A 17,222-nucleotide genomic window follows, 5' to 3' on the forward strand; every position below is an offset into this window, starting at 1 on the left:
GTCCCATTCCGAACCCGGAAGCTAAGGCCACCAGCGCCGATGGTACTGCACTCGACAGGGTGTGGGAGAGTAGGACACCGCCGGAACATCCTTGCAAAAGGCCCCCAACACAGTTGGGGGCCTTTTTGCGTTGCCCTGTGCAGGTGATGACGATCCTCCGGGTAGACCCTGATCCCGGGTGCCGTGTATATGGGGGCTGCTTCCGGATCCGCAACGCCGAGGCCCGGGCCTACGGTCGTGGCGAGGAGGTTGTCATGAGGTCCGTCACGGTTACGCTGACCGTCACTGGGGTCTACGCCACGGTCGCGAGTTTCGCGTTCGCGGCCTCCCTCACCGAGACGATCATGCTGTACCCCAATATCTTTCGCGATGTACCCGATTCGCTGGCACAGACCCAGCAGTTCATGAGCGAGGTCGCGGTCGGCGATGTCATGCGTCCGCTCGGCGGGGTGTTGACGGTATGCGCACTGATCGCCTGTGTGGTGGCGGTTCGGTACCGCCTCGCCCGGGGATGGGTCGTCGCATCAATGATTTCGCTCATCAGCGGGCAATTCCTGCTGTCGATTCTCTATCTGTGGCCGCGCGCGACGATCCTGTTCGACGAGCGTTCCCGGCATAGTCTTGCCGAAATCGAGAGAGCGGCAACCGAATTCCAGGTAGGCGAGTGGGTTCGGATAGCGACGGCCCTGGCGACCGCGGTATTCGCGGTCGCGGCCACGCTGAGTTGTTATCGCACACGGATTCTCGCCAAGGCCGACGAGCGGTTCGAGCACTTGGCCTAGGGCCGGGTGCCGGTGGACCACACGGGCGTCGTCTCCACTCGGGACAGGCGCCAGCCCTCGGCGGTGCGGACGGCATCGAAGCGGTAGACCTCGCCGAGGGTGAACTGCGGTTCCGGAGCGGTCCGGGGTTCGGCGGTCACGGTGGGGCTGAAGGTGGCGATGAGATTTGCCCGCACGTCGGCGGTATCGCCGTGCAGATCGATGATCACATTGCTGATGAAGTGCTGAACGCGCTTGTCGTCGGTGTGATTCCGGCTGGCCTGCGCGATCAGTGCATCGACGCCATCGGCCCGGCCACCGGGGGTTTTGGCGGTCGCGTCGGCGGTGTAGATCGCACGGAAGTCGTCGAAGCGTCCCTCGTCCAAAGTGCTGCCCAACCGGTCGACCAATGCGGTGATCTCATTGCGGTCCACCAGCTCTCGGAGTTGGCGCTGGGTCGTGTCGTCCTTGGCGGTGGCGGTTGCGCAGGCGGCGAGCAGTGCCAGCGGCAGGGCGGCGAGGGGAAGGATGCGGCGGATCTTGTTCATCGGTCGAACCTTTCACATCAAATATTGGTCACTCCAACGTTGGTAAGGCCAACGTAACAGATTGTGGGTGTCACCAACAAGTGTTGCTACATTTGGCGCATGGAGATCGCGCACGAGGACACCTCGGGCAGGCTGCGCGCCCTGCCCACCCGACTGGTGAATCAGGTGGCCATCCTGGCCAACCGGGCGACCGAGCGCGCCTTCGACGCGACCGGATCACGCCGCTATCACTACGCCCTGCTCACCACGCTCGACGAATTCGGGCCCGCCAGCCAGGCGGATCTGGGCCGACGCACCCGCATTGATCGCAGCGATATCGTCGCGGCTCTGAATGATCTGGCCGAGCGGGGTCTCATCGAACGCAGTCCGGACCCGGGCGACCGCCGCCGCAATATCGTCACCATCACCAAGGCTGGCACTCGCCACCTGGCCGAACTGGATCACCGCATCGAAGGCGCCCAGGACGAGTTGCTGGCCGCCCTCTCGGCCGCCGAGCGCCGCGAACTCGTCCGGCTGCTCACGCGCATCCTCGATGATCATGCCCGCGACTGAGCGCACCGGTATTTCCGCAGGCCGGGGATAGGGTGCGTGGAGCGAGCAACTAAACTGCATCCGTGAGTCTTGTGCTGCTACCTGCTGTCGATGTCGCCAATGGAGAGGCCGTGCGCCTGGTTCAGGGGGAGGCGGGCAGCGAAACCAGCTACGGCTCCCCGCGCGACGCGGCGCTCGCCTGGCAGGAGGCCGGTGCGGAGTGGGTGCATCTGGTCGATCTCGACGCGGCATTCGGGCGCGGCTCCAACCGGGAACTGTTGGCCGACGTCGTCGGCGAACTCGATGTGCGGGTGGAGCTGTCCGGTGGCATTCGCGATGACGAATCCCTGGAGGCCGCGCTGGCCACCGGCTGTGCCCGGGTCAACCTCGGCACCGCCGCGCTGGAGGATCCGCAGTGGTGTGCGCGCGCCATCGCCAAGCACGGTGAGCGCATCGCCGTCGGCCTCGACGTGCGGATCATCGACGGTGAGCACCGGCTGCGCGGTCGCGGCTGGGTCAGTGACGGCGGCGATCTGTGGGAGGTGCTCGAGCGCCTCGAACGCGACGGCTGCTCGCGCTATGTGGTCACCGATGTGACCAAGGACGGCACCCTCACCGGCCCCAACCTGGACCTGCTGCGCGAAGTGTGCGCCGCGACCGATGCGCCGGTCATCGCCTCCGGCGGCGTCTCCACCATCGAGGATCTGATCGCCATCGCCGAACTGGTCCCCGAGGGTGTCGAGGGTTCGATCGTCGGCAAGGCGCTGTACGCGGGCCGCTTCACGCTGCCCGATGCGCTGGCTGCGGTGCGCTGACCGATTCGATGACCGCAAACCACCTCGACACCGAACTACCGGCGCTGCTCGACGTCGCGAGCGATATTCTCGACGCGGCCAGTCCTCGTTTCGTCGAGGGGATCGGCGCGCCGAGTGCGGTCGCCAAGGGCCGCAACGACTTCGCGACCGAACTCGATCTCGAGCTGGAGCGCACCATTTCGGCCCAGCTCGAACAGCGCACCGGAATCGAGGTGCACGGTGAGGAATTCGGTGGACCGCAGCTCACCTCCGGCACCGCATGGGTGCTGGATCCGATCGACGGCACCTTCAATTACTCATCGGGGCACCCTCTCTCCGGCATGCTGCTTGCGCTGGTGCACGACGGGGAGCCGCTGCTCGGGCTGACCTGGCTGCCCTTGCTCGGCCAGCGCTATGCGGCGGCTGCTACCGGCCCGGTGCTACTCAACGGCGAACCGCTGCCGCGGCTGCCGCGCAGCAAGCTGGGCGAGGCGATGATCGGCTTCGGCGCGTTCAATGTGGATTCCGCGGGGCGCATTCCCGGCCGGTTCCGTTTCGATCTGCTCGGTCCGCTGAGTCGGTTGTCCTCGCGGGTGCGCATGCACGGTTCCACCGGTATCGACCTCGCGTTCACCGCATCGGGTGTGCTCGGCGGCGCGATCGTCTTCGGACATCATCCGTGGGACAACGCCGCGGGCGTGGCGCTGGTGCGCGCGGCGGGTGGTGTGGTCACCGATCTGGCAGGTGCGCCATGGACCATTACCTCGGGGTCGGTGCTGGCCGCCGCGCCCGGGGTACACGAGGAACTGCTGGAAATGATTTGCACGGTCGCCGACGATGCGTGAGGCTGCGCGCGTCGGGACAGGCATGATTCGAGGAAGGGTGAGCCGATGACATTGGCGGTACGCGTGATTCCGTGCCTGGATGTCGATGCCGGCCGAGTGGTCAAGGGCGTCAACTTCGAAAACCTGCGCGATGCGGGCGATCCCGTCGAACTCGCCGCCGCCTATGACCTGCAGGGTGCCGATGAGCTGACCTTCCTCGACGTCACCGCCTCCACCGGCGACCGCGGCACCATGATCGATGTCGTGACCCGAACGGCCGAGCAGATTTTCATCCCGCTCACCGTCGGCGGCGGTGTGCGCACGGTGGCCGATGTGGACCGGCTGCTGCGCGCGGGTGCCGACAAGGTGTCGGTGAATACTGCGGCCATCGCGCGTCCCGAGGTACTGCGCGAGATGTCCGAGCGCTTCGGTTCGCAGTGCATCGTGCTGTCGGTGGACGCGCGCACCGTGCCCGAGGGCCAGGCCGACACCCCCTCCGGCTGGGAGGTCACCACGCACGGCGGCAAGCGCGGCACCGGTATCGACGCCGTCGAATGGGCGATACGCGGTGCCGAACTCGGCGTCGGTGAGATCCTGCTCAACTCGATGGATGCGGATGGCACCAAGGCCGGTTTCGATCTGCCGATGATCAAGGCCGTGCGCGAGGCGGTGTCGGTACCGGTGATCGCCAGCGGTGGAGCGGGTGCGATCGAACACTTCGCGCCCGCCGTGCACGCCGGAGCGGATGCGGTCCTGGCCGCCAGCGTCTTTCACTTCGGCGACCTGACCATCCCCCAGGTCAAGGCTGCCATGCGCGCCGAACACATTGTGGTGCGTTAACATTTCGGCCGCCACGCCGCAGCGGTGATTGCTATCTGCTCGATACTTCCCCAGGCTTGGCGTCCATGTCCGCCATGTGTCCCTCATGCTCTTGGCCCTCGCCGATGCTGGTGTCGACGCATGGATCAGTTCGCTATCTGCGCTGTGTCTGCGGCAAATGGCTGGTCGCCCACCGCGGCGGGGTCAACCTGGTGACCGGCCGGAACACCTGCACCAAAAAGGCTGTGGCCGAACATCTCGAATTGATTCCGCTGCCCGAGGAGTGATCCGGGGGCCAGCTGCGATCTTGGCGGATGTCGCGGATCTTCGGTCGTCGAGCCGGCGTGCGGTAGGACGAGCTGGTCGAGCCGGAGCGGAACCCGCTTCTGCGCAACCTCATTCGCGCCGCTCTCGGTTGGGCGGCGGCTGGGCTCGTTCTAGGGGAGCCGAATCCAGTTTGCGCAGTGCATCTTTGGCGGATCGGGCGTTGATCGTGGTAGGCGTTGTGCACGGGTGCGTGCCTGGAGTCCGGTGTCTTGCGGTCTCGGTGCGATGGCCAGGTCCGGTGGGCAGCGGGGTGGCTGTTGGGGGTGGTCATGGTCGTAAAGAACTGCTCGTGCAGGGGCTACATCAGTAGCCTGCGTGTTCATGTCGGGGCCCGGCGTGCGCCGGAGCCTGGGCCAGGGCGGCAACGCGGTTGGCCGGAACGATGGCAGGGGCCGACCAGGCGCCGAGTAGGGGAGTGGTACTACCGTGCCGCGTGGTATCCCAGCGACGCGCTGACGATAGCGGGCGGGGTACCGGCAGCCACCAGTATTGCCCGAATTCGCAGTGCGCCGGGTGCGTGTGGCGCAGCAGTCGCGGCCCTGTATAACGGGTCATATGACTCTCGACCCCGCCATCGCCGCCCGGCTAAAGCGCAATGACGCCGGACTCGTCGCTGCGGTCGCGCAGGAGCGCGGCACCGGCGATGTGCTGATGGTTGCCTGGATGGACGACGAGGCGCTGGCCCGTACGCTGGAAACCCGTAAGGCGACCTACTATTCGCGGTCTCGCCAGCAGTACTGGGTCAAGGGTGAGACCTCCGGCCACACCCAGTACGTGCACGAGGTCCGCCTCGACTGCGATGGTGACACCATCCTGCTGGTCGTCGATCAGGAGGGCGCGGCCTGTCACACCGGCACCCACACCTGCTTCGATTCCGATCTGCTGCTCGCCGACAACCTGCTGCTCGCCGACGACTGAGTTCGAGTTCCCGAGCCGCCGGCAGGACGACCGGGACCCGCAGTGATGAACTCGCGCACCGCGATTCGGTGGGCTCCGCCACGGCCATCGCCGTCGCATTCTCGTGCCCGGTCCACAAACTGCCCGAATCTCGTATGGCTGCTACGGATTCGGCTGATCGGGCTCCTCGACTGCCGTCGACTGTCCACTGGACTGGTTCAGTGTGTCGGAGAGTTGGGTGGCAAGTAGTTCGCTGAGGTCGGCGAGTTGCGTGGTTTGTCCGGCTTCGAGACCGTCGAATACGAACTGGCGCACCGCATCCAGATAACCGGGTGCCGCCTCGACGACCTTCGAGTAGCCGTCGTCGGTGAGCACCGCGTGCACACCGCGGCGGCCGGTGGTTGCTGACCGTTGCGCCCAGCCCATTCGCTCCAGCTTCGAAACCACATGAGAGAGTCGCGATAGCGATGCATTTGCTTTGTGGGCTAGCTCACTCATTTGCAGCCGGTGGCCCGGCTCTTCCGATAACAGTGTGAGCACCCAGTATTCGAAATGCGTCAACCCGGATTCGCGCTGCAGCTGGGTATCCAAAGCGCCTGGTAGACGTGTCATCAGCGCAACGATCGCGCGCCAAGCTCGTTGTTCGTCCGGGTCGAGCCACTTCGTCACTGGGTGCCTTCTTTCGAGCCAAGTGACGTGTTCTTATTAGTGAGCCTAGCGATTAATGAAAAGCATGTTCACAGCCACTCGCGTAAATGAGTTTGCCACGACTTCGCTCGACCGTCATGAACTTGGTGTTCGACGTGAGGTCACTCACAAAAATTGGATTGGCGAGTCGGCTAGGTGTCCTGGGCGACCGGCGGCGTCTGCGGGGCGGCGGTGGGTGACACCGCCTGCTTGCCGGGGTGCTTGCGGCGCCACCGACGCCAGAAGATCAGGGACACCGAGGCGAGGAAGATGACCGCCGCCACGATCGCGCCGACCAGCGACGCGCCGCGGAAGGCCGGGGCGTCGACATCGAGGATCCGCTGACCGGCGTGTGCGGCGTTGTTGTTGCCGAGCACGATCGAAAGGGTCATCAGATTCGGAATCGCGAGGATCACCGCGAGCAATGCGGCGGCCCCCGCGATGAACTTCCCGGCCCGGCGCTTCCAGATCATGGCGGCGAGCAGCATGAGGAACAACGGCAGCGCGGTGCAGAGCAGGCCGTAGACCAGACCCCAGCCGATGCCCTTGCTGAAGCTGCCGCTCACCAGATCGGCAACGCGCTGCGCCCACCAGCGTGGAATGAACGCCGCCAGAATGAAGTAGGTGCCGATCAGAACGGCGCTGACCGCCACTGCGGCGATGATCCGAGTGCGCCACGTGGCCAGCGTGGATTTCTGACCGTCCGGCCGAACCTCGCTCGAAGTCATGAATCCAGCGTATGCCCGGCAATCACGAGATCGATGGCGGTGGACCTGGCGTTTTCGCGGCGGCAGCCGCGAAGCGAGGATTACCGGCTACTGCAGGGCGCGCTCACGCAGGAATTTCAATGCCTCGTCCGCGTGCACATTGGCACGCAGCTCGCCGGTGATCACCGTGGCGATCTTGCGATCTCGGTCGATCACGAAGGTCTGCCGCTTGACCGGAGCGAGTTTGCCGAGCAATCCGCGCTTCACACCGAAGGCCGCGGCGACCTTGCCGTCGGCATCGGAAAGCAGGGGATATCCGAGGTTCTGCTTGGCGGCGAATCCGGCCTGGGTGTCGACACCGTCGGTGCTGATGCCGACACACGATGCGCCGAGTGCCGCGAATTCGGCGGACAGATCACGGAAATGGCACGCCTCCGCCGTGCAGACCGGCGTATTGGCGGCGGGGTAGAAGAACAGCACGAGCGGACCGTTCGCGAGCAGGGCATCGAGCGAACGCGGTGTGCCGGATTGATCGGGAAGCTCGAACTCGGGGGCGAGCTGACCTTTCTGCATACTGTGGACAGTACCGGGCGCGAGGTCTGTTTGCCGCCTTGGCGTCATGTCCCCGTCAAGCCGTTGGCCGGGATGACGGGGACGTTTTCAGCTAGCTGCCGATGATTGCGGCGACTTCCGGATTCTTGATCTCCATGACATCGAGAATTCCGTGCGCGCGCAGGAACGGCTTTAGTTCCTTGATCCGGTCGCTGTGGATGGCGTATTCGTCCGGAAAGTGGTTCCTGTCCAGGGCTTCCATCGCTTTCACGTAGGTGACGAAGGATGCTAGGGCGTTCACCTGGGTGGAGCTCGGTGATCCGCCCATCGAATTCAGGCCGACCATTCGCGTGGGCTGACCGGGCAGGCCTGGTACGGCGGCGTGCCGACCCTCGGGCGCACCTGGTTGCGAGGGGTACATCTTGTCTCCTCTCGGAATGGAAACCGCATGTGCAATCGAACGGGGCGAGTGTAGTGACGCCGGTCACCGGCCCCTACAGCGCGTGTGAACCGGACAGTCGGTTAGAAAGGTTGGGACGCGCCGACAAGAGTGTCGGACCCGCCTGGGATGATGGATCCATGCCTGCCGCGTCCACTCCCACCACCACGACCCGCGAACAGTTCCACCTACTGGCCGCGGAGCACCGAGTGGTTCCGGTGACCCGAAAGGTGCTGGCAGACTCGGAAACTCCGCTATCGGCCTACCGAAAATTGGCCGCGGACCGGGCCGGCACCTTCCTGTTCGAGTCGGCGGAGACCGGTCGGTCCTGGTCGCGCTGGTCGTTCATCGGCGCTGGCAGTCCGTCCGCGCTCACCGTCGTCGACGGCGAAGCGGCCTGGCTCGGCAACACCCCGGTGGACGCACCCTCCGGCGGCGATCCGCTGGTCGCGCTGCGCGAAACCCTGGAGCTGCTGCGGACCGAGCGGCTGCCCGGCCTGCCCCCGCTGACCGGCGGCATGGTCGGCTACCTCGGCTACGACGCGGTGCGCCGAATGGAACGGCTGCCCACCCTCGCCGTCGACGATCTGCAGCTGCCGGAAATGGTGCTGCTGCTGGCCACCGATCTCGCGGCCTTCGACCACCATGAGGGCGCGATCACGCTCATCGCCAACGCGGTCAACTGGAACGGCACCGCCGAACGTGTCGACGAGGCGTATGACGACGCGGTGGCTCGGCTGGACCGGATGACCGCCGCGCTGGCCGCCCCCTCGGAGTCCACCGTATCGGTCTTCGATCAGCCCGACCCGGAGTACATCCGCCGCCGCACCACCGATGAATTCGGTGCCGGGGTGCGCCGCCTGGTCAAGGAGATCGAGGCGGGCGAGGCATTTCAGGTGGTGCTCTCCCAACGCTTCGAAATGGACTACGCCGGCGCGCCTGTGGACCTCTATCGGATGCTGCGCGCGTCGAACCCGAGCCCGTACATGTACCTGATCCACATCCCCGACGGCGACGGCCGTACCGCCTTCTCCATCGTCGGCTCCAGCCCGGAATCACTGGTGACCGTGAAAGAGGGGGTGGCAACGACACATCCGATCGCGGGTACCAGGTGGCGCGGTGCCACCGAGGAGGACGATCTGCTGCTGGAGAAGGGGCTGCTGGCCGACGAGAAGGAGAACGCCGAGCATTTGATGCTCGTCGATCTCGGCCGCAACGATCTGGGACGGGTCTGCCAGCCGGGCACGGTGCGGGTCACCGAATACCGGCATATCGAGCGCTACAGCCACGTCATGCATCTGGTCTCGACGGTCTCGGGCCGCCTCGCGCCGGGCAAGATCGCGCTGGACGCGGTCCGCGCCTGCTTCCCCGCGGGCACACTCTCGGGCGCGCCGAAGGTGCGCGCGATGGAGCTCATCGAGGAACTCGAGCCGACCCGCCGCGGTGTCTACGGCGGCGTTGTCGGCTACCTCGATTTTGCGGGCGATGCGGATACCGCGATCGCCATTCGCACCGCACTGCTGAAGGACGGCACGGCCTACGTGCAGGCGGGTGCGGGCATCGTCGCGGATTCGGATCCGGACTATGAGGACGTCGAATCGCGCAATAAGGCGATGGCGGTGCTGCGCGCGGTGGCGGCCGCGAAAACCGTTCGGGCCTACGGTGCGCCGACCCCCGCGGACGGCAGCGCGCAATGACCGGCTCGGAATCCGGCGATACCGATCCGGCGGCCTCGGCAGGTGTCGAGTCCCCGAAGCGCAAGTATCCGGTCGGTGCGCTCGTCCTGCTCGCCATCGCGGCGGCGGCGCTATGGGGCTCGTCCCGGATGACCTGGGTAACCGTCTCGTCCACCGATGGCCTCACCGAACCGCGCACCGACAAACTCAATGGCGGCGTCTGGTTCGGTGCGCTGACGCCACTGGCCCTGGTACTGCTCGCCGCCATCGCCGCGGTGCTGGCCACGCGCGGCTGGCTGCGGCGCATGGTCGGCGTCCTGATCGGTTTGGTCGCGGCGGTGACCGCCGTGCCCGCCTTCGCCCTCTTGACCAGATCCGGTGCGACTGCGGCGCGTGCGGCCACCCTGGCGGAGCTACCTGGCCGCGCGACCGTCACTCAGGTGGTCACCTCGCAGTTCCCCGCCGTGCTTTCGCTGGTGGGCGCGCTGGCGGCCTTTACGGCCGGTGTCCTGCTCGCCCGCATGCCGCAGGACACCGCCCGGCTATCCGGCAAGTACGACAATCCGGTGTTCCGTCGCGCCGCTGCCGCCGAGCAGGTCACGCGCCAGCGCACCGATGACGCAGACGCGACATCGGGACAGCTCTCTGAGCGGGTGCTCTGGGACGCATTGGACGCGGGCACCGACCCGACCGATGAATCGTCCGGGCGCACTCCGGCTCCCGGCGACACGCCCGATCATGATCAGGGTAAATCCGGGGGTCGCGGTGTCTGAGCAGGTGACTACAAACCCCGGCGCAGTTGCGCCACAGGAAGCCATTTATTCTTTGTCAGCATCGGTGAGACAGCGCCTGGGGGGATTCTCAGGCAGCAAGTCCGTCTCCCCAGAAAGGATTCGAGCCAGATGACGGTACTCGACTCGATTCTCGACGGGGTCCGCGCGGATGTGGCCGCTCGGGAAGCCCTCTTGGACTTCCAGGCGATCAAGGCGGCCGCCTCCGCAGCGCCCGCGCCGCTGGACGCCCGCGCCGCGCTCCTCGAAGACGGCATCGGCGTCATCGCCGAGGTCAAGCGGGCCAGCCCGTCCAAGGGTGAACTCGCGGACATCCCGGACCCGGCGAGCCTGGCCAAGGCTTATGAGGACGGCGGCGCGCGCATCATCAGCGTGCTGACCGAGGGCCGCCGCTTCCACGGATCGCTCGACGACCTGGACGCGGTCCGCGCCTGCGTGCGCATCCCGATCCTGCGTAAGGATTTCGTCGTTGGTCCCTACCAGATCCACGAGGCCCGCGCGCACGGCGCCGACGTCATCCTGCTCATCGTGGCCGCCCTGGAACAGGACGTGCTCAGCGCGCTGATCGATCGCACCGAATCGCTCGGCATGACCGCGCTGGTCGAGGTGCACACCGAGGAAGAGGCAGATCGCGCACTCGAGGCGGGTGCCTCAGTGATCGGCGTGAATGCGCGCAACCTCAAGACCCTCGAGGTCGACCGGGACGTGTTCGCGCGCATCGCGCCCGGCCTGCCCACCGAGGTCATTCGCATCGCTGAATCCGGCATTCGTGGCACCGCCGATCTGCTGGCCTACGCCGGTGCGGGCGCCGACGCCGTACTCGTCGGCGAGGGCCTGGTCACCAGTGGTGACCCGCGCGCCGCCGTCTCCGAGCTGGTGACGGCGGGCACCCACCCGTCCTGCCCGAAGCCCGCGCGGCGGGGCCGGTGACGCGGGTGACGGCACTTCCCAAGGCTTCGGACGGCGTCCACGAGCGCAGCGGCCATGAGCCGGACGCAGGCGGCCACTTCGGCGTCTACGGCGGCAGGCATGTTCCTGAGGCGCTGATGGCGGTGATCGAGGAGGTCACCGCCGAATACGAGAAGTGTCGCCTCGATCCGGCATTCCTCGACGAACTGGACCGGTTGCAGCGCGACTACACCGGCCGCCCGTCGCCGATCTTCGAATGCCGACGCCTCGCCGAGTACGCCGGTGGTGCGCGCATCATCCTCAAGCGCGAGGACCTGAACCACACCGGTTCGCACAAGATCAATAACGTGCTCGGCCAGGCACTGCTCGCCAAGCGCATGGGCAAGAATCGGGTGATCGCGGAGACCGGCGCTGGTCAGCACGGCGTCGCCACCGCGACCGCGTGCGCACTGCTCGGTCTCGACTGTGTCGTCTACATGGGCGCGGTCGACACCGCCCGCCAGGCGTTGAACGTGGCCCGCATGCGGCTGCTCGGCGCCGAGGTGATCTCGGTGACCACCGGTTCGCAGACCCTCAAGGACGCGATCAACGAGGCGCTGCGCGACTGGGTCACCAATGCCGAGGTCACCTACTACTGCTTCGGTACCGCGGCCGGGCCGCACCCGTTCCCGCTGATGGTGCGCGACCTCCAGCGCGTCGTCGGCCTGGAGGCCCGTGCCCAGGTGCAGGCGCTCACCGGTCGGTTGCCCGACGCGGTCACCGCCTGCGTCGGCGGCGGCTCCAATGCCATCGGCATCTTCCATCCCTTCCTCGACGATGCGGGTGTGCGGCTGATCGGCTACGAGGCGGCCGGTGACGGCGTCGAAACCGGAAGGCACGCGGCCACTTTCACCGGTGGCACGCCCGGTGCGTTCCAGGGCGCCTACTCCTATCTGCTGCAGGACGAGGACGGCCAGACCATCGAATCGCATTCGATCTCGGCCGGTCTGGACTATCCGGGCGTCGGGCCCGAACACGCCTACCTCAAGGACATCGGCCGCGCCGAATACCACCCGATCACCGATACCGAGGCGATGGACGCGCTGCTGCTGCTGAGCCGCGCCGAGGGCATCATCCCCGCGATCGAGTCCGCGCACGCGGTGGCCGGTGCGCTGAAGCTCGGTAGGGAATTGGGCAAGGGCGCGATCATCTTGGTGAACCTGTCCGGGCGCGGCGATAAGGATATGGACACGGCGGCGCGATGGTTCGGGCTGTTCGATGACCACGCCGCTGATAAGGAGACCGCGCAGTGAGCGAGCGAACCAGCAGCACAGCGTCCATGACGACGACGGAGCCGAGCATCAGCGAGGCGCAGTCGTGAGTCAGCAGTCCCGCCTCGCGAATACCTTCGCCGCCTGTCGCGCGGAGGAACGGGCCGCGCTGATCGGCTACCTGCCCGCAGGCTATCCGGATCTGGCCGGTTCGATCGAGGTGTGTCGCACCATGGTCGAATCTGGCTGCGACATCATCGAAGTCGGTGTCGCCTACTCAGATCCGGTCATGGACGGACCGACCATCCAGGCCGCCGCCGAACAGGCGCTGCGCGGGGGCGTCCGGGTGCGCGATGTGTTCTCGGTGGTCGAGGCGATCACCGGAGCGGGGGGCCAGGCCGTCGTGATGAGTTACTGGAATCCGGTGCTGCAGTATGGCGTCGACCGGTTCGCGCGGGATCTGGCCGCCGCGGGCGGGTCCGGCATCATCACCCCGAACCTGATTCCGGAGGAGGCCGACGACTGGTTCGTCGCCTCGGCCTCGCATGATCTGGACCGTATCTTCCTGGTCGCGCCGTCCTCCACCGAGGAGCGTCTGGTCAAGACCATCGAGGCCAGCCGCGGCTTCGTCTACGCGGCCTCGACCATGGGCGTGACCGGCGCCCGCGATGTGGTTTCCTCCGCCGCGCCCGCGCTGTGCGCGCGCATCCGCGCCCACTCCGATATCCCGATCGGCGTCGGACTCGGCGTGCGCTCGGGGGCACAGGCGGCCGAAATCGCTTCCTACGCCGACGGGGTCATCGTGGGCTCGGCACTGGTGACCGCCGCCGCGCACGGACTCGATGCGGTCCGCACGCTGACGGCCGAACTGGCCGAGGGCGTCCGCTCCGCGACCGTCGCCTCCTAGCCGCATCTGCTCGCCGACCGGGGCGCACCGACCGCGAATCTCGGTGCGCGGCTGTGCTCCGCTACGGTTGGGGCCGTGACCTTACGAGTCCTCGCAGACAGCGTCCTGAGCAACGGTGCCGTCACCGCTGATGTGTTGGCCTACATCCCCAGCCCGGCTCAGGGCGTCTGGCATATCGGCCCATTCCCGCTACGAGCCTATGCCCTGTGCATCATCCTCGGCATCATCGTCGCCATCTGGTGGGGTGAGCGGCGCTGGCAGCAGCGCGGCGGGCAGCAGGGCGCGGTCCTCGATGTCGCCATGTTCGCGGTACCGTTCGGTCTGGTCGGTGGGCGGCTCTATCACGTGGCCACCGACTGGCAGAAGTACTTCGGCGCCGACGGTCACCCGATCGACGCGCTGAAGATCTATCAGGGCGGCCTCGGCATCTGGGGCGCGGTCTTCCTCGGCGGTGTCGGTGCCTGGATCGGCTGCCGGGTCTACCGAATCCCGTTGCCCGCGTTGGGCGATGCGATCGCACCGCCGATTCTGCTGGCCCAGGCCATCGGCCGTCTCGGCAATTACTTCAACCAGGAACTCTACGGCCGCAAGACCGATGTGCCGTGGGGTCTGGAGATCTACCTGCGCTTCGATGATCAGGGCAAGCTCGACATGATGAACGGCGTCTCCACCGGCGTCGTCGATAAGGTCGTGCAGCCGACGTTCCTGTACGAGATGATCTGGAACCTGCTGATCGTGGTGCTGCTGGTGCAGATCGATAAGCGCTACCGCATCGGCCACGGCCGCCTGTTCGCGCTCTATGTCGCCGGGTACTGCCTCGGCCGCTTCTTCGTGGAGCTGCTGCGCGACGACGAGGCAACCAAGATCGCGGGGATCCGGATCAACTCGTTCACCTCCGCGATCGTATTCCTCGCTGCCGTCGCCTATTTCATCTTCGCGACGAAGGGCAGGGAGACCGCGGATCAGTTGCAACCGTCGACGGTCTCGCGCCCGTGGCCGTGGCAGATCGGCGCGCTGCGCGCGGCGGGTGCGGAATCCGAGGCGGCGTCGAAGGCCGCAGCGGCGGCGGAGGCCGTGGCCCCGAAGCACAGCGCGGCGACGACGAAGGACGAGACATCGGCCGCGGCAGCCGAATCGGAGACGAGCGCGGCCGAGTCCGAGCAGGCCGAGTCCGAGCAGGATGACGACGGATCCGGGAAATCCGAGGTGGCCGAACCGAATACCGCTGCCGACGGACCGGATCCGACAAAATCCCAGAACTCTGGCAACGAACCGGACACCACCGGCGATAACTCAACGGAGTCCGAGACCTCGGACACCGAGCAGGGCAAGGTCGCAACCTCGAAAAAGGACGACTGACCCCATAACCATTTGGGTAACTCGTTGGGGGCACCGAGTAGACATGCAACCGCGTGTCCGCAACGATACCTTCGGGTGCCCAATTGCCCGGTTAGAACGCGGGGAGACGGGTGAGCACCCGTCGAAATGCACGAATGATGGAGGACATTAGTGACCGACCCCTACCAGAACCAGCCAGGCTTCGGCGGCCCGCAGTACGGTCCGCCCGGGACGGGGCCGGACCTGAACAAGCAGCCCGAGGTGCCGGGCCAGCCGCAGTACCCGTCGGATCCGTACAACCAGCAGCCGCAGTACGGCCAGCAGCCGCCGCAATACGGCCAGCAGCCGCAGTACGGCCAGCAGCCGCAGTACGGCCAGCAGCCGCCCCAGTACGGTCAGCCCGACCCCTACGGCCAGCAGCCGGGCGGCTACCCGTCCGCGCCCTACCCGGGCGGCGGCTACAACCCGAACGATCCGGAAGCGCCCTACGGTCGCGACCCGTTCGGTGTCCCGTTCTCGGATAAGCAGAAGCTGACCGCGGGTCTGCTGCAGATCTTCCTCGGTGGCTTCGGTATCGGCCGTTTCTACACCGGCCACACCGGCATCGCCATCGCACAGATCGCGGTCACCTGGCTGACCTGCGGTATCGGCGGTATCTGGCCGCTGATCGACGGCATCATGATGCTGACCGGCAAGGTGCCCGACAGCCTCGGGCGGCCACTGCGCGACTGATCGCCGCGAACAGCTAACCGACGGGCCCCGTTGCATCGGATGACGATGTGACGGGGCCGTCGCAATTTCGGCCCGCGGTACGCGGATTCGGCGCACGATGATCGCAATACTGTCGATCGGCAGCCACCTGGCGTACCCTGAGCCGGGTTTTGTGTCGTGTGCGGATGCGGTATCGGTCCGCACACCGAAGAGAGGGACTTTCGTGCGCCGCAAGCTGTTCGCCGCCGCCATGCTCGCCATCATCGCCGCCACCGGGCTCACCGCCTGCGGCAGCAGCAGCGATCCGAACGTGCTGAAGGTCGGTACCGAAGGCACCTACTCGCCATTCAGCTATCAGGGCTCGGACGGCAAACTCACCGGGTACGACATCGAGGTGATCCAGGCGGTCGGCGACAAGATCGGCAAGAAGATCGAATTCGTGCAGACGCCGTGGGACGCGATCTTCGCCGGCCTCGAGTCCAAGCGTTTCGATCTGGTCGCCAACCAGGTCTCGATCACCGACGAGCGCAAGGCCAAGTACGCCCTTTCGCAGTCCTACACCACCTCCGAGGGCGTGATCCTCACCCGCGGGGATAGCACCGGCATCAACGCGCTCACCGACCTCAACGGCAAGACCACCGCACAGTCGGCGACCAGCAACTGGGCCAAGGTCGCCCAGGGCGCGGGCGCCAAGGTCGAGGCGGTGGAGGGCTTCGTGCAGGCCGTCCAGTTGCTCAAGACCGGTCGGGTGGATGCGACCGTCAACGACAGCCTCGTCGCGCTCGACTACATCAAGAAGAACGGCGACACCAGCGTCAAGATCGCCGCCAAGGCCGGTGAGGTCAGCCATCAGGCCTTCGCCGCCCGCAAGGACGATGCGCTGATCGGCCAGGTGAATACCGCGCTGGATCAATTGCGCGCCGACGGCACCCTGACCAAGATCGCCGAGAAGTACTTCGGCACCGACGTCAGCAAATAACCGTCCGTGGATCCCGCGACCAGGGAACTGATCTGGCACAACCTGTGGCCGATGCTGCAGGCCACGATCAATAAGACCATTCCGCTAACCGCGATCAGCTTCGTCATCGGTCTGGTCATCGCATTGTTCGTGGCCTTGGCGCGGATGTCACCGCTGTGGTTCGTCTCGGCGCCCGCACGGTTCTACATCTCGCTCATTCGCGGCACGCCGCTGCTGGTGCAGCTGTTCATCGTGTTCTACGCGCTGCCGCAGTTCAATATCGTTATCGATCCGTTTCCGGCGGCGGTGATCGCGTTCAGTCTGAATGTCGGCGGCTACGCCGCCGAGGTCGTGCGCGCCGCCATTCTCAGTGTCGCGGAGGGCCAGTGGGAAGCGGCCAAGGCGCTCGGTATGTCGTATGCCCAGGAGTTGCGGCTGATCATCCTGCCGCAGGCCGCGCGGATCGCGGTGCCACCGCTTTCAAATACGCTCATTTCACTGGTGAAGGACACCTCGCTGGCCTCGACCATCTTGGTGACCGAACTGTTGCGTACCGCACAGCTCGCGGCGGCCCCGACCTTCGACTTTTTCGCCCTGTACGGCGTCGCGGCGCTCTACTACTGGGTGATCTGCCTGGTGCTCGGCTTCGGGCAGACCCGCCTGGAAACCCGGCTTTCCCGCCATGTCGCACGCTGACCAGACCCGTTTGTAGTTTCCGCTAATGCTTCGTACATATTTTTCACCTACCTTTCACCGAGGCCACAGCGGGCTCGGGGTACCGCACGGGACTAGGCTC

At 66.3% G+C, this 17,222-nt stretch carries 21 protein-coding genes and 1 rRNA gene; 17 read left to right on the plus strand and 5 right to left on the minus strand.

What is annotated here, in order from left to right:
• Positions 1 to 86, plus strand: a 5S ribosomal RNA gene (rrf, locus tag ABZ293_RS40330); the annotation flags it as partial.
• A 168-nt stretch (positions 87 to 254) separates the two neighbouring features.
• Positions 255 to 782, plus strand: a complete 528-nt coding sequence (locus ABZ293_RS40335; RefSeq protein ID WP_355189618.1) for a hypothetical protein — start codon at positions 255 to 257, stop codon at positions 780 to 782.
• Here the strand turns inward: ABZ293_RS40335 and ABZ293_RS40340 are convergent.
• Positions 779 to 1,309 (minus strand): nuclear transport factor 2 family protein, encoded by a 531-nt coding sequence (locus ABZ293_RS40340; protein WP_355189619.1) that lies wholly within the window; start codon positions 1,307 to 1,309, stop codon positions 779 to 781. The two genes, ABZ293_RS40335 and ABZ293_RS40340, sit on opposite strands and share 4 nt — an antisense overlap.
• A gap of 99 nt (positions 1,310 to 1,408) precedes the next feature.
• On the opposite strand from ABZ293_RS40340, the gene ABZ293_RS40345 reads away from it, so the two are divergent.
• From ABZ293_RS40345 to hisI, 6 genes are all read left to right on the plus strand, one after another.
• Positions 1,409 to 1,861: a MarR family transcriptional regulator gene (locus ABZ293_RS40345; protein WP_355189620.1), complete on the plus strand. Its 453-nt coding sequence runs from the start codon at positions 1,409 to 1,411 to the stop codon at positions 1,859 to 1,861.
• A 62-nt stretch (positions 1,862 to 1,923) separates the two neighbouring features.
• Positions 1,924 to 2,655, plus strand: a complete 732-nt coding sequence (gene priA, locus ABZ293_RS40350) for a bifunctional 1-(5-phosphoribosyl)-5-((5-phosphoribosylamino)methylideneamino)imidazole-4-carboxamide isomerase/phosphoribosylanthranilate isomerase PriA (protein WP_355189621.1) — start codon at positions 1,924 to 1,926, stop codon at positions 2,653 to 2,655.
• Positions 2,656 to 2,663: 8 nt separating this feature from the next.
• The gene (locus ABZ293_RS40355) at positions 2,664 to 3,479 is read left to right on the plus strand and encodes an inositol monophosphatase (RefSeq protein ID WP_355189622.1); all 816 of its coding nucleotides are present in this window, start codon (positions 2,664 to 2,666) and stop codon (positions 3,477 to 3,479) included.
• Positions 3,480 to 3,524: 45 nt separating this feature from the next.
• Positions 3,525 to 4,298 (plus strand): imidazole glycerol phosphate synthase subunit HisF, encoded by a 774-nt coding sequence (hisF, locus tag ABZ293_RS40360; protein ID WP_355189623.1) that lies wholly within the window; start codon positions 3,525 to 3,527, stop codon positions 4,296 to 4,298.
• 104 nt (positions 4,299 to 4,402) lie between these two features.
• Entirely contained in the window at positions 4,403 to 4,564 is a 162-nt protein-coding gene (locus ABZ293_RS40365) for a hypothetical protein (protein ID WP_355189624.1), read from the plus strand.
• Positions 4,565 to 5,159: 595 nt separating this feature from the next.
• A complete protein-coding gene (hisI, locus tag ABZ293_RS40370) occupies positions 5,160 to 5,522 on the plus strand; it encodes a phosphoribosyl-AMP cyclohydrolase (protein ID WP_355189625.1) in 363 nt (120 codons plus the stop codon).
• 141 nt (positions 5,523 to 5,663) lie between these two features.
• On the opposite strand, the gene ABZ293_RS40375 is transcribed toward hisI, so the two are convergent.
• From ABZ293_RS40375 to ABZ293_RS40390, 4 genes are all read right to left on the minus strand, one after another.
• The gene (locus ABZ293_RS40375) at positions 5,664 to 6,113 is read right to left on the minus strand and encodes a MarR family transcriptional regulator (RefSeq protein ID WP_355189626.1); all 450 of its coding nucleotides are present in this window, start codon (positions 6,111 to 6,113) and stop codon (positions 5,664 to 5,666) included.
• A 227-nt stretch (positions 6,114 to 6,340) separates the two neighbouring features.
• The gene (locus tag ABZ293_RS40380) at positions 6,341 to 6,916 is read right to left on the minus strand and encodes a permease (RefSeq protein WP_355189627.1); all 576 of its coding nucleotides are present in this window, start codon (positions 6,914 to 6,916) and stop codon (positions 6,341 to 6,343) included.
• Positions 6,917 to 7,003: 87 nt separating this feature from the next.
• Entirely contained in the window at positions 7,004 to 7,468 is a 465-nt protein-coding gene (locus ABZ293_RS40385; RefSeq protein ID WP_355189628.1) for a peroxiredoxin, read from the minus strand.
• 91 nt (positions 7,469 to 7,559) lie between these two features.
• Positions 7,560 to 7,868, minus strand: a complete 309-nt coding sequence (locus ABZ293_RS40390) for a hypothetical protein (RefSeq protein WP_355189629.1) — start codon at positions 7,866 to 7,868, stop codon at positions 7,560 to 7,562.
• A gap of 158 nt (positions 7,869 to 8,026) precedes the next feature.
• On the opposite strand from ABZ293_RS40390, the gene ABZ293_RS40395 reads away from it, so the two are divergent.
• The 9 genes from ABZ293_RS40395 to ABZ293_RS40435 all read left to right on the plus strand — a co-directional run bounded on the left by ABZ293_RS40395 (position 8,027) and on the right by ABZ293_RS40435 (position 17,122).
• Positions 8,027 to 9,583 carry an anthranilate synthase component I gene (locus ABZ293_RS40395; RefSeq protein ID WP_355189630.1) on the plus strand — a complete coding sequence of 519 codons (1,557 nt, stop codon included), beginning with the start codon at positions 8,027 to 8,029 and terminating at the stop codon, positions 9,581 to 9,583.
• Positions 9,580 to 10,335: a TIGR02234 family membrane protein gene (locus ABZ293_RS40400; protein WP_355189631.1), complete on the plus strand. Its 756-nt coding sequence runs from the start codon at positions 9,580 to 9,582 to the stop codon at positions 10,333 to 10,335. The genes ABZ293_RS40395 and ABZ293_RS40400 overlap by 4 nt, the downstream gene beginning before the upstream one ends.
• Before the next feature lie 129 nt (positions 10,336 to 10,464).
• The gene (trpC, locus tag ABZ293_RS40405) at positions 10,465 to 11,283 is read left to right on the plus strand and encodes an indole-3-glycerol phosphate synthase TrpC (protein ID WP_355189632.1); all 819 of its coding nucleotides are present in this window, start codon (positions 10,465 to 10,467) and stop codon (positions 11,281 to 11,283) included.
• Complete coding sequence (gene trpB / locus ABZ293_RS40410; RefSeq protein WP_355189633.1) at positions 11,280 to 12,554, plus strand: tryptophan synthase subunit beta; 1,275 nt, start codon at positions 11,280 to 11,282, stop codon at positions 12,552 to 12,554. Before trpC ends, trpB begins: the two co-directional genes overlap by 4 nt.
• 64 nt (positions 12,555 to 12,618) lie before the next feature.
• Positions 12,619 to 13,419 (plus strand): tryptophan synthase subunit alpha, encoded by an 801-nt coding sequence (gene trpA / locus ABZ293_RS40415; RefSeq protein ID WP_354961884.1) that lies wholly within the window; start codon positions 12,619 to 12,621, stop codon positions 13,417 to 13,419.
• Between the two features lie 75 nt (positions 13,420 to 13,494).
• Positions 13,495 to 14,778 (plus strand): prolipoprotein diacylglyceryl transferase, encoded by a 1,284-nt coding sequence (gene lgt / locus ABZ293_RS40420; RefSeq protein WP_355189634.1) that lies wholly within the window; start codon positions 13,495 to 13,497, stop codon positions 14,776 to 14,778.
• 150 nt (positions 14,779 to 14,928) lie between these two features.
• Positions 14,929 to 15,489, plus strand: coding sequence for a TM2 domain-containing protein (locus ABZ293_RS40425; protein ID WP_355189635.1), 561 nt, complete (start codon positions 14,929 to 14,931; stop codon positions 15,487 to 15,489).
• Between the two features lie 97 nt (positions 15,490 to 15,586).
• Complete coding sequence (locus ABZ293_RS40430; RefSeq protein WP_355189636.1) at positions 15,587 to 16,447, plus strand: amino acid ABC transporter substrate-binding protein; 861 nt, start codon at positions 15,587 to 15,589, stop codon at positions 16,445 to 16,447.
• A 6-nt stretch (positions 16,448 to 16,453) separates the two neighbouring features.
• Complete coding sequence (locus ABZ293_RS40435) at positions 16,454 to 17,122, plus strand: amino acid ABC transporter permease (protein ID WP_354961880.1); 669 nt, start codon at positions 16,454 to 16,456, stop codon at positions 17,120 to 17,122.
• Positions 17,123 to 17,222: the final 100 nt, after the last annotated feature.

It is taken from the genome of Nocardia sp. NPDC005998 (genome assembly GCF_040614395.1).
GTDB lineage: Bacteria > Actinomycetota > Actinomycetes > Mycobacteriales > Mycobacteriaceae > Nocardia.

Bases quoted from the DNA above. Each gene is read 5' to 3' on its own strand.
- ABZ293_RS40335 (WP_355189618.1), top strand. From the start codon at position 255: ATGAGGTCCGTCACGGTTACGCTGACCGTCACTGGGGTCTACGCCACG.
- ABZ293_RS40340 (WP_355189619.1), bottom strand. From the start codon at position 1,309: ATGAACAAGATCCGCCGCATCCTTCCCCTCGCCGCCCTGCCGCTGGCA.
- ABZ293_RS40345 (WP_355189620.1), top strand. From the start codon at position 1,409: ATGGAGATCGCGCACGAGGACACCTCGGGCAGGCTGCGCGCCCTGCCC.
- ABZ293_RS40355 (WP_355189622.1), top strand. From the start codon at position 2,664: ATGACCGCAAACCACCTCGACACCGAACTACCGGCGCTGCTCGACGTC.
- hisF (WP_355189623.1), top strand. From the start codon at position 3,525: ATGACATTGGCGGTACGCGTGATTCCGTGCCTGGATGTCGATGCCGGC.
- ABZ293_RS40365 (WP_355189624.1), top strand. From the start codon at position 4,403: ATGCTGGTGTCGACGCATGGATCAGTTCGCTATCTGCGCTGTGTCTGC.
- hisI (WP_355189625.1), top strand. From the start codon at position 5,160: ATGACTCTCGACCCCGCCATCGCCGCCCGGCTAAAGCGCAATGACGCC.
- ABZ293_RS40375 (WP_355189626.1), bottom strand. From the start codon at position 6,113: ATGACACGTCTACCAGGCGCTTTGGATACCCAGCTGCAGCGCGAATCC.
- ABZ293_RS40380 (WP_355189627.1), bottom strand. From the start codon at position 6,916: ATGACTTCGAGCGAGGTTCGGCCGGACGGTCAGAAATCCACGCTGGCC.
- ABZ293_RS40385 (WP_355189628.1), bottom strand. From the start codon at position 7,468: ATGCAGAAAGGTCAGCTCGCCCCCGAGTTCGAGCTTCCCGATCAATCC.
- ABZ293_RS40390 (WP_355189629.1), bottom strand. From the start codon at position 7,868: ATGTACCCCTCGCAACCAGGTGCGCCCGAGGGTCGGCACGCCGCCGTA.
- ABZ293_RS40395 (WP_355189630.1), top strand. From the start codon at position 8,027: ATGCCTGCCGCGTCCACTCCCACCACCACGACCCGCGAACAGTTCCAC.
- ABZ293_RS40400 (WP_355189631.1), top strand. From the start codon at position 9,580: ATGACCGGCTCGGAATCCGGCGATACCGATCCGGCGGCCTCGGCAGGT.
- trpC (WP_355189632.1), top strand. From the start codon at position 10,465: ATGACGGTACTCGACTCGATTCTCGACGGGGTCCGCGCGGATGTGGCC.
- ABZ293_RS40430 (WP_355189636.1), top strand. From the start codon at position 15,587: ATGATCGCAATACTGTCGATCGGCAGCCACCTGGCGTACCCTGAGCCG.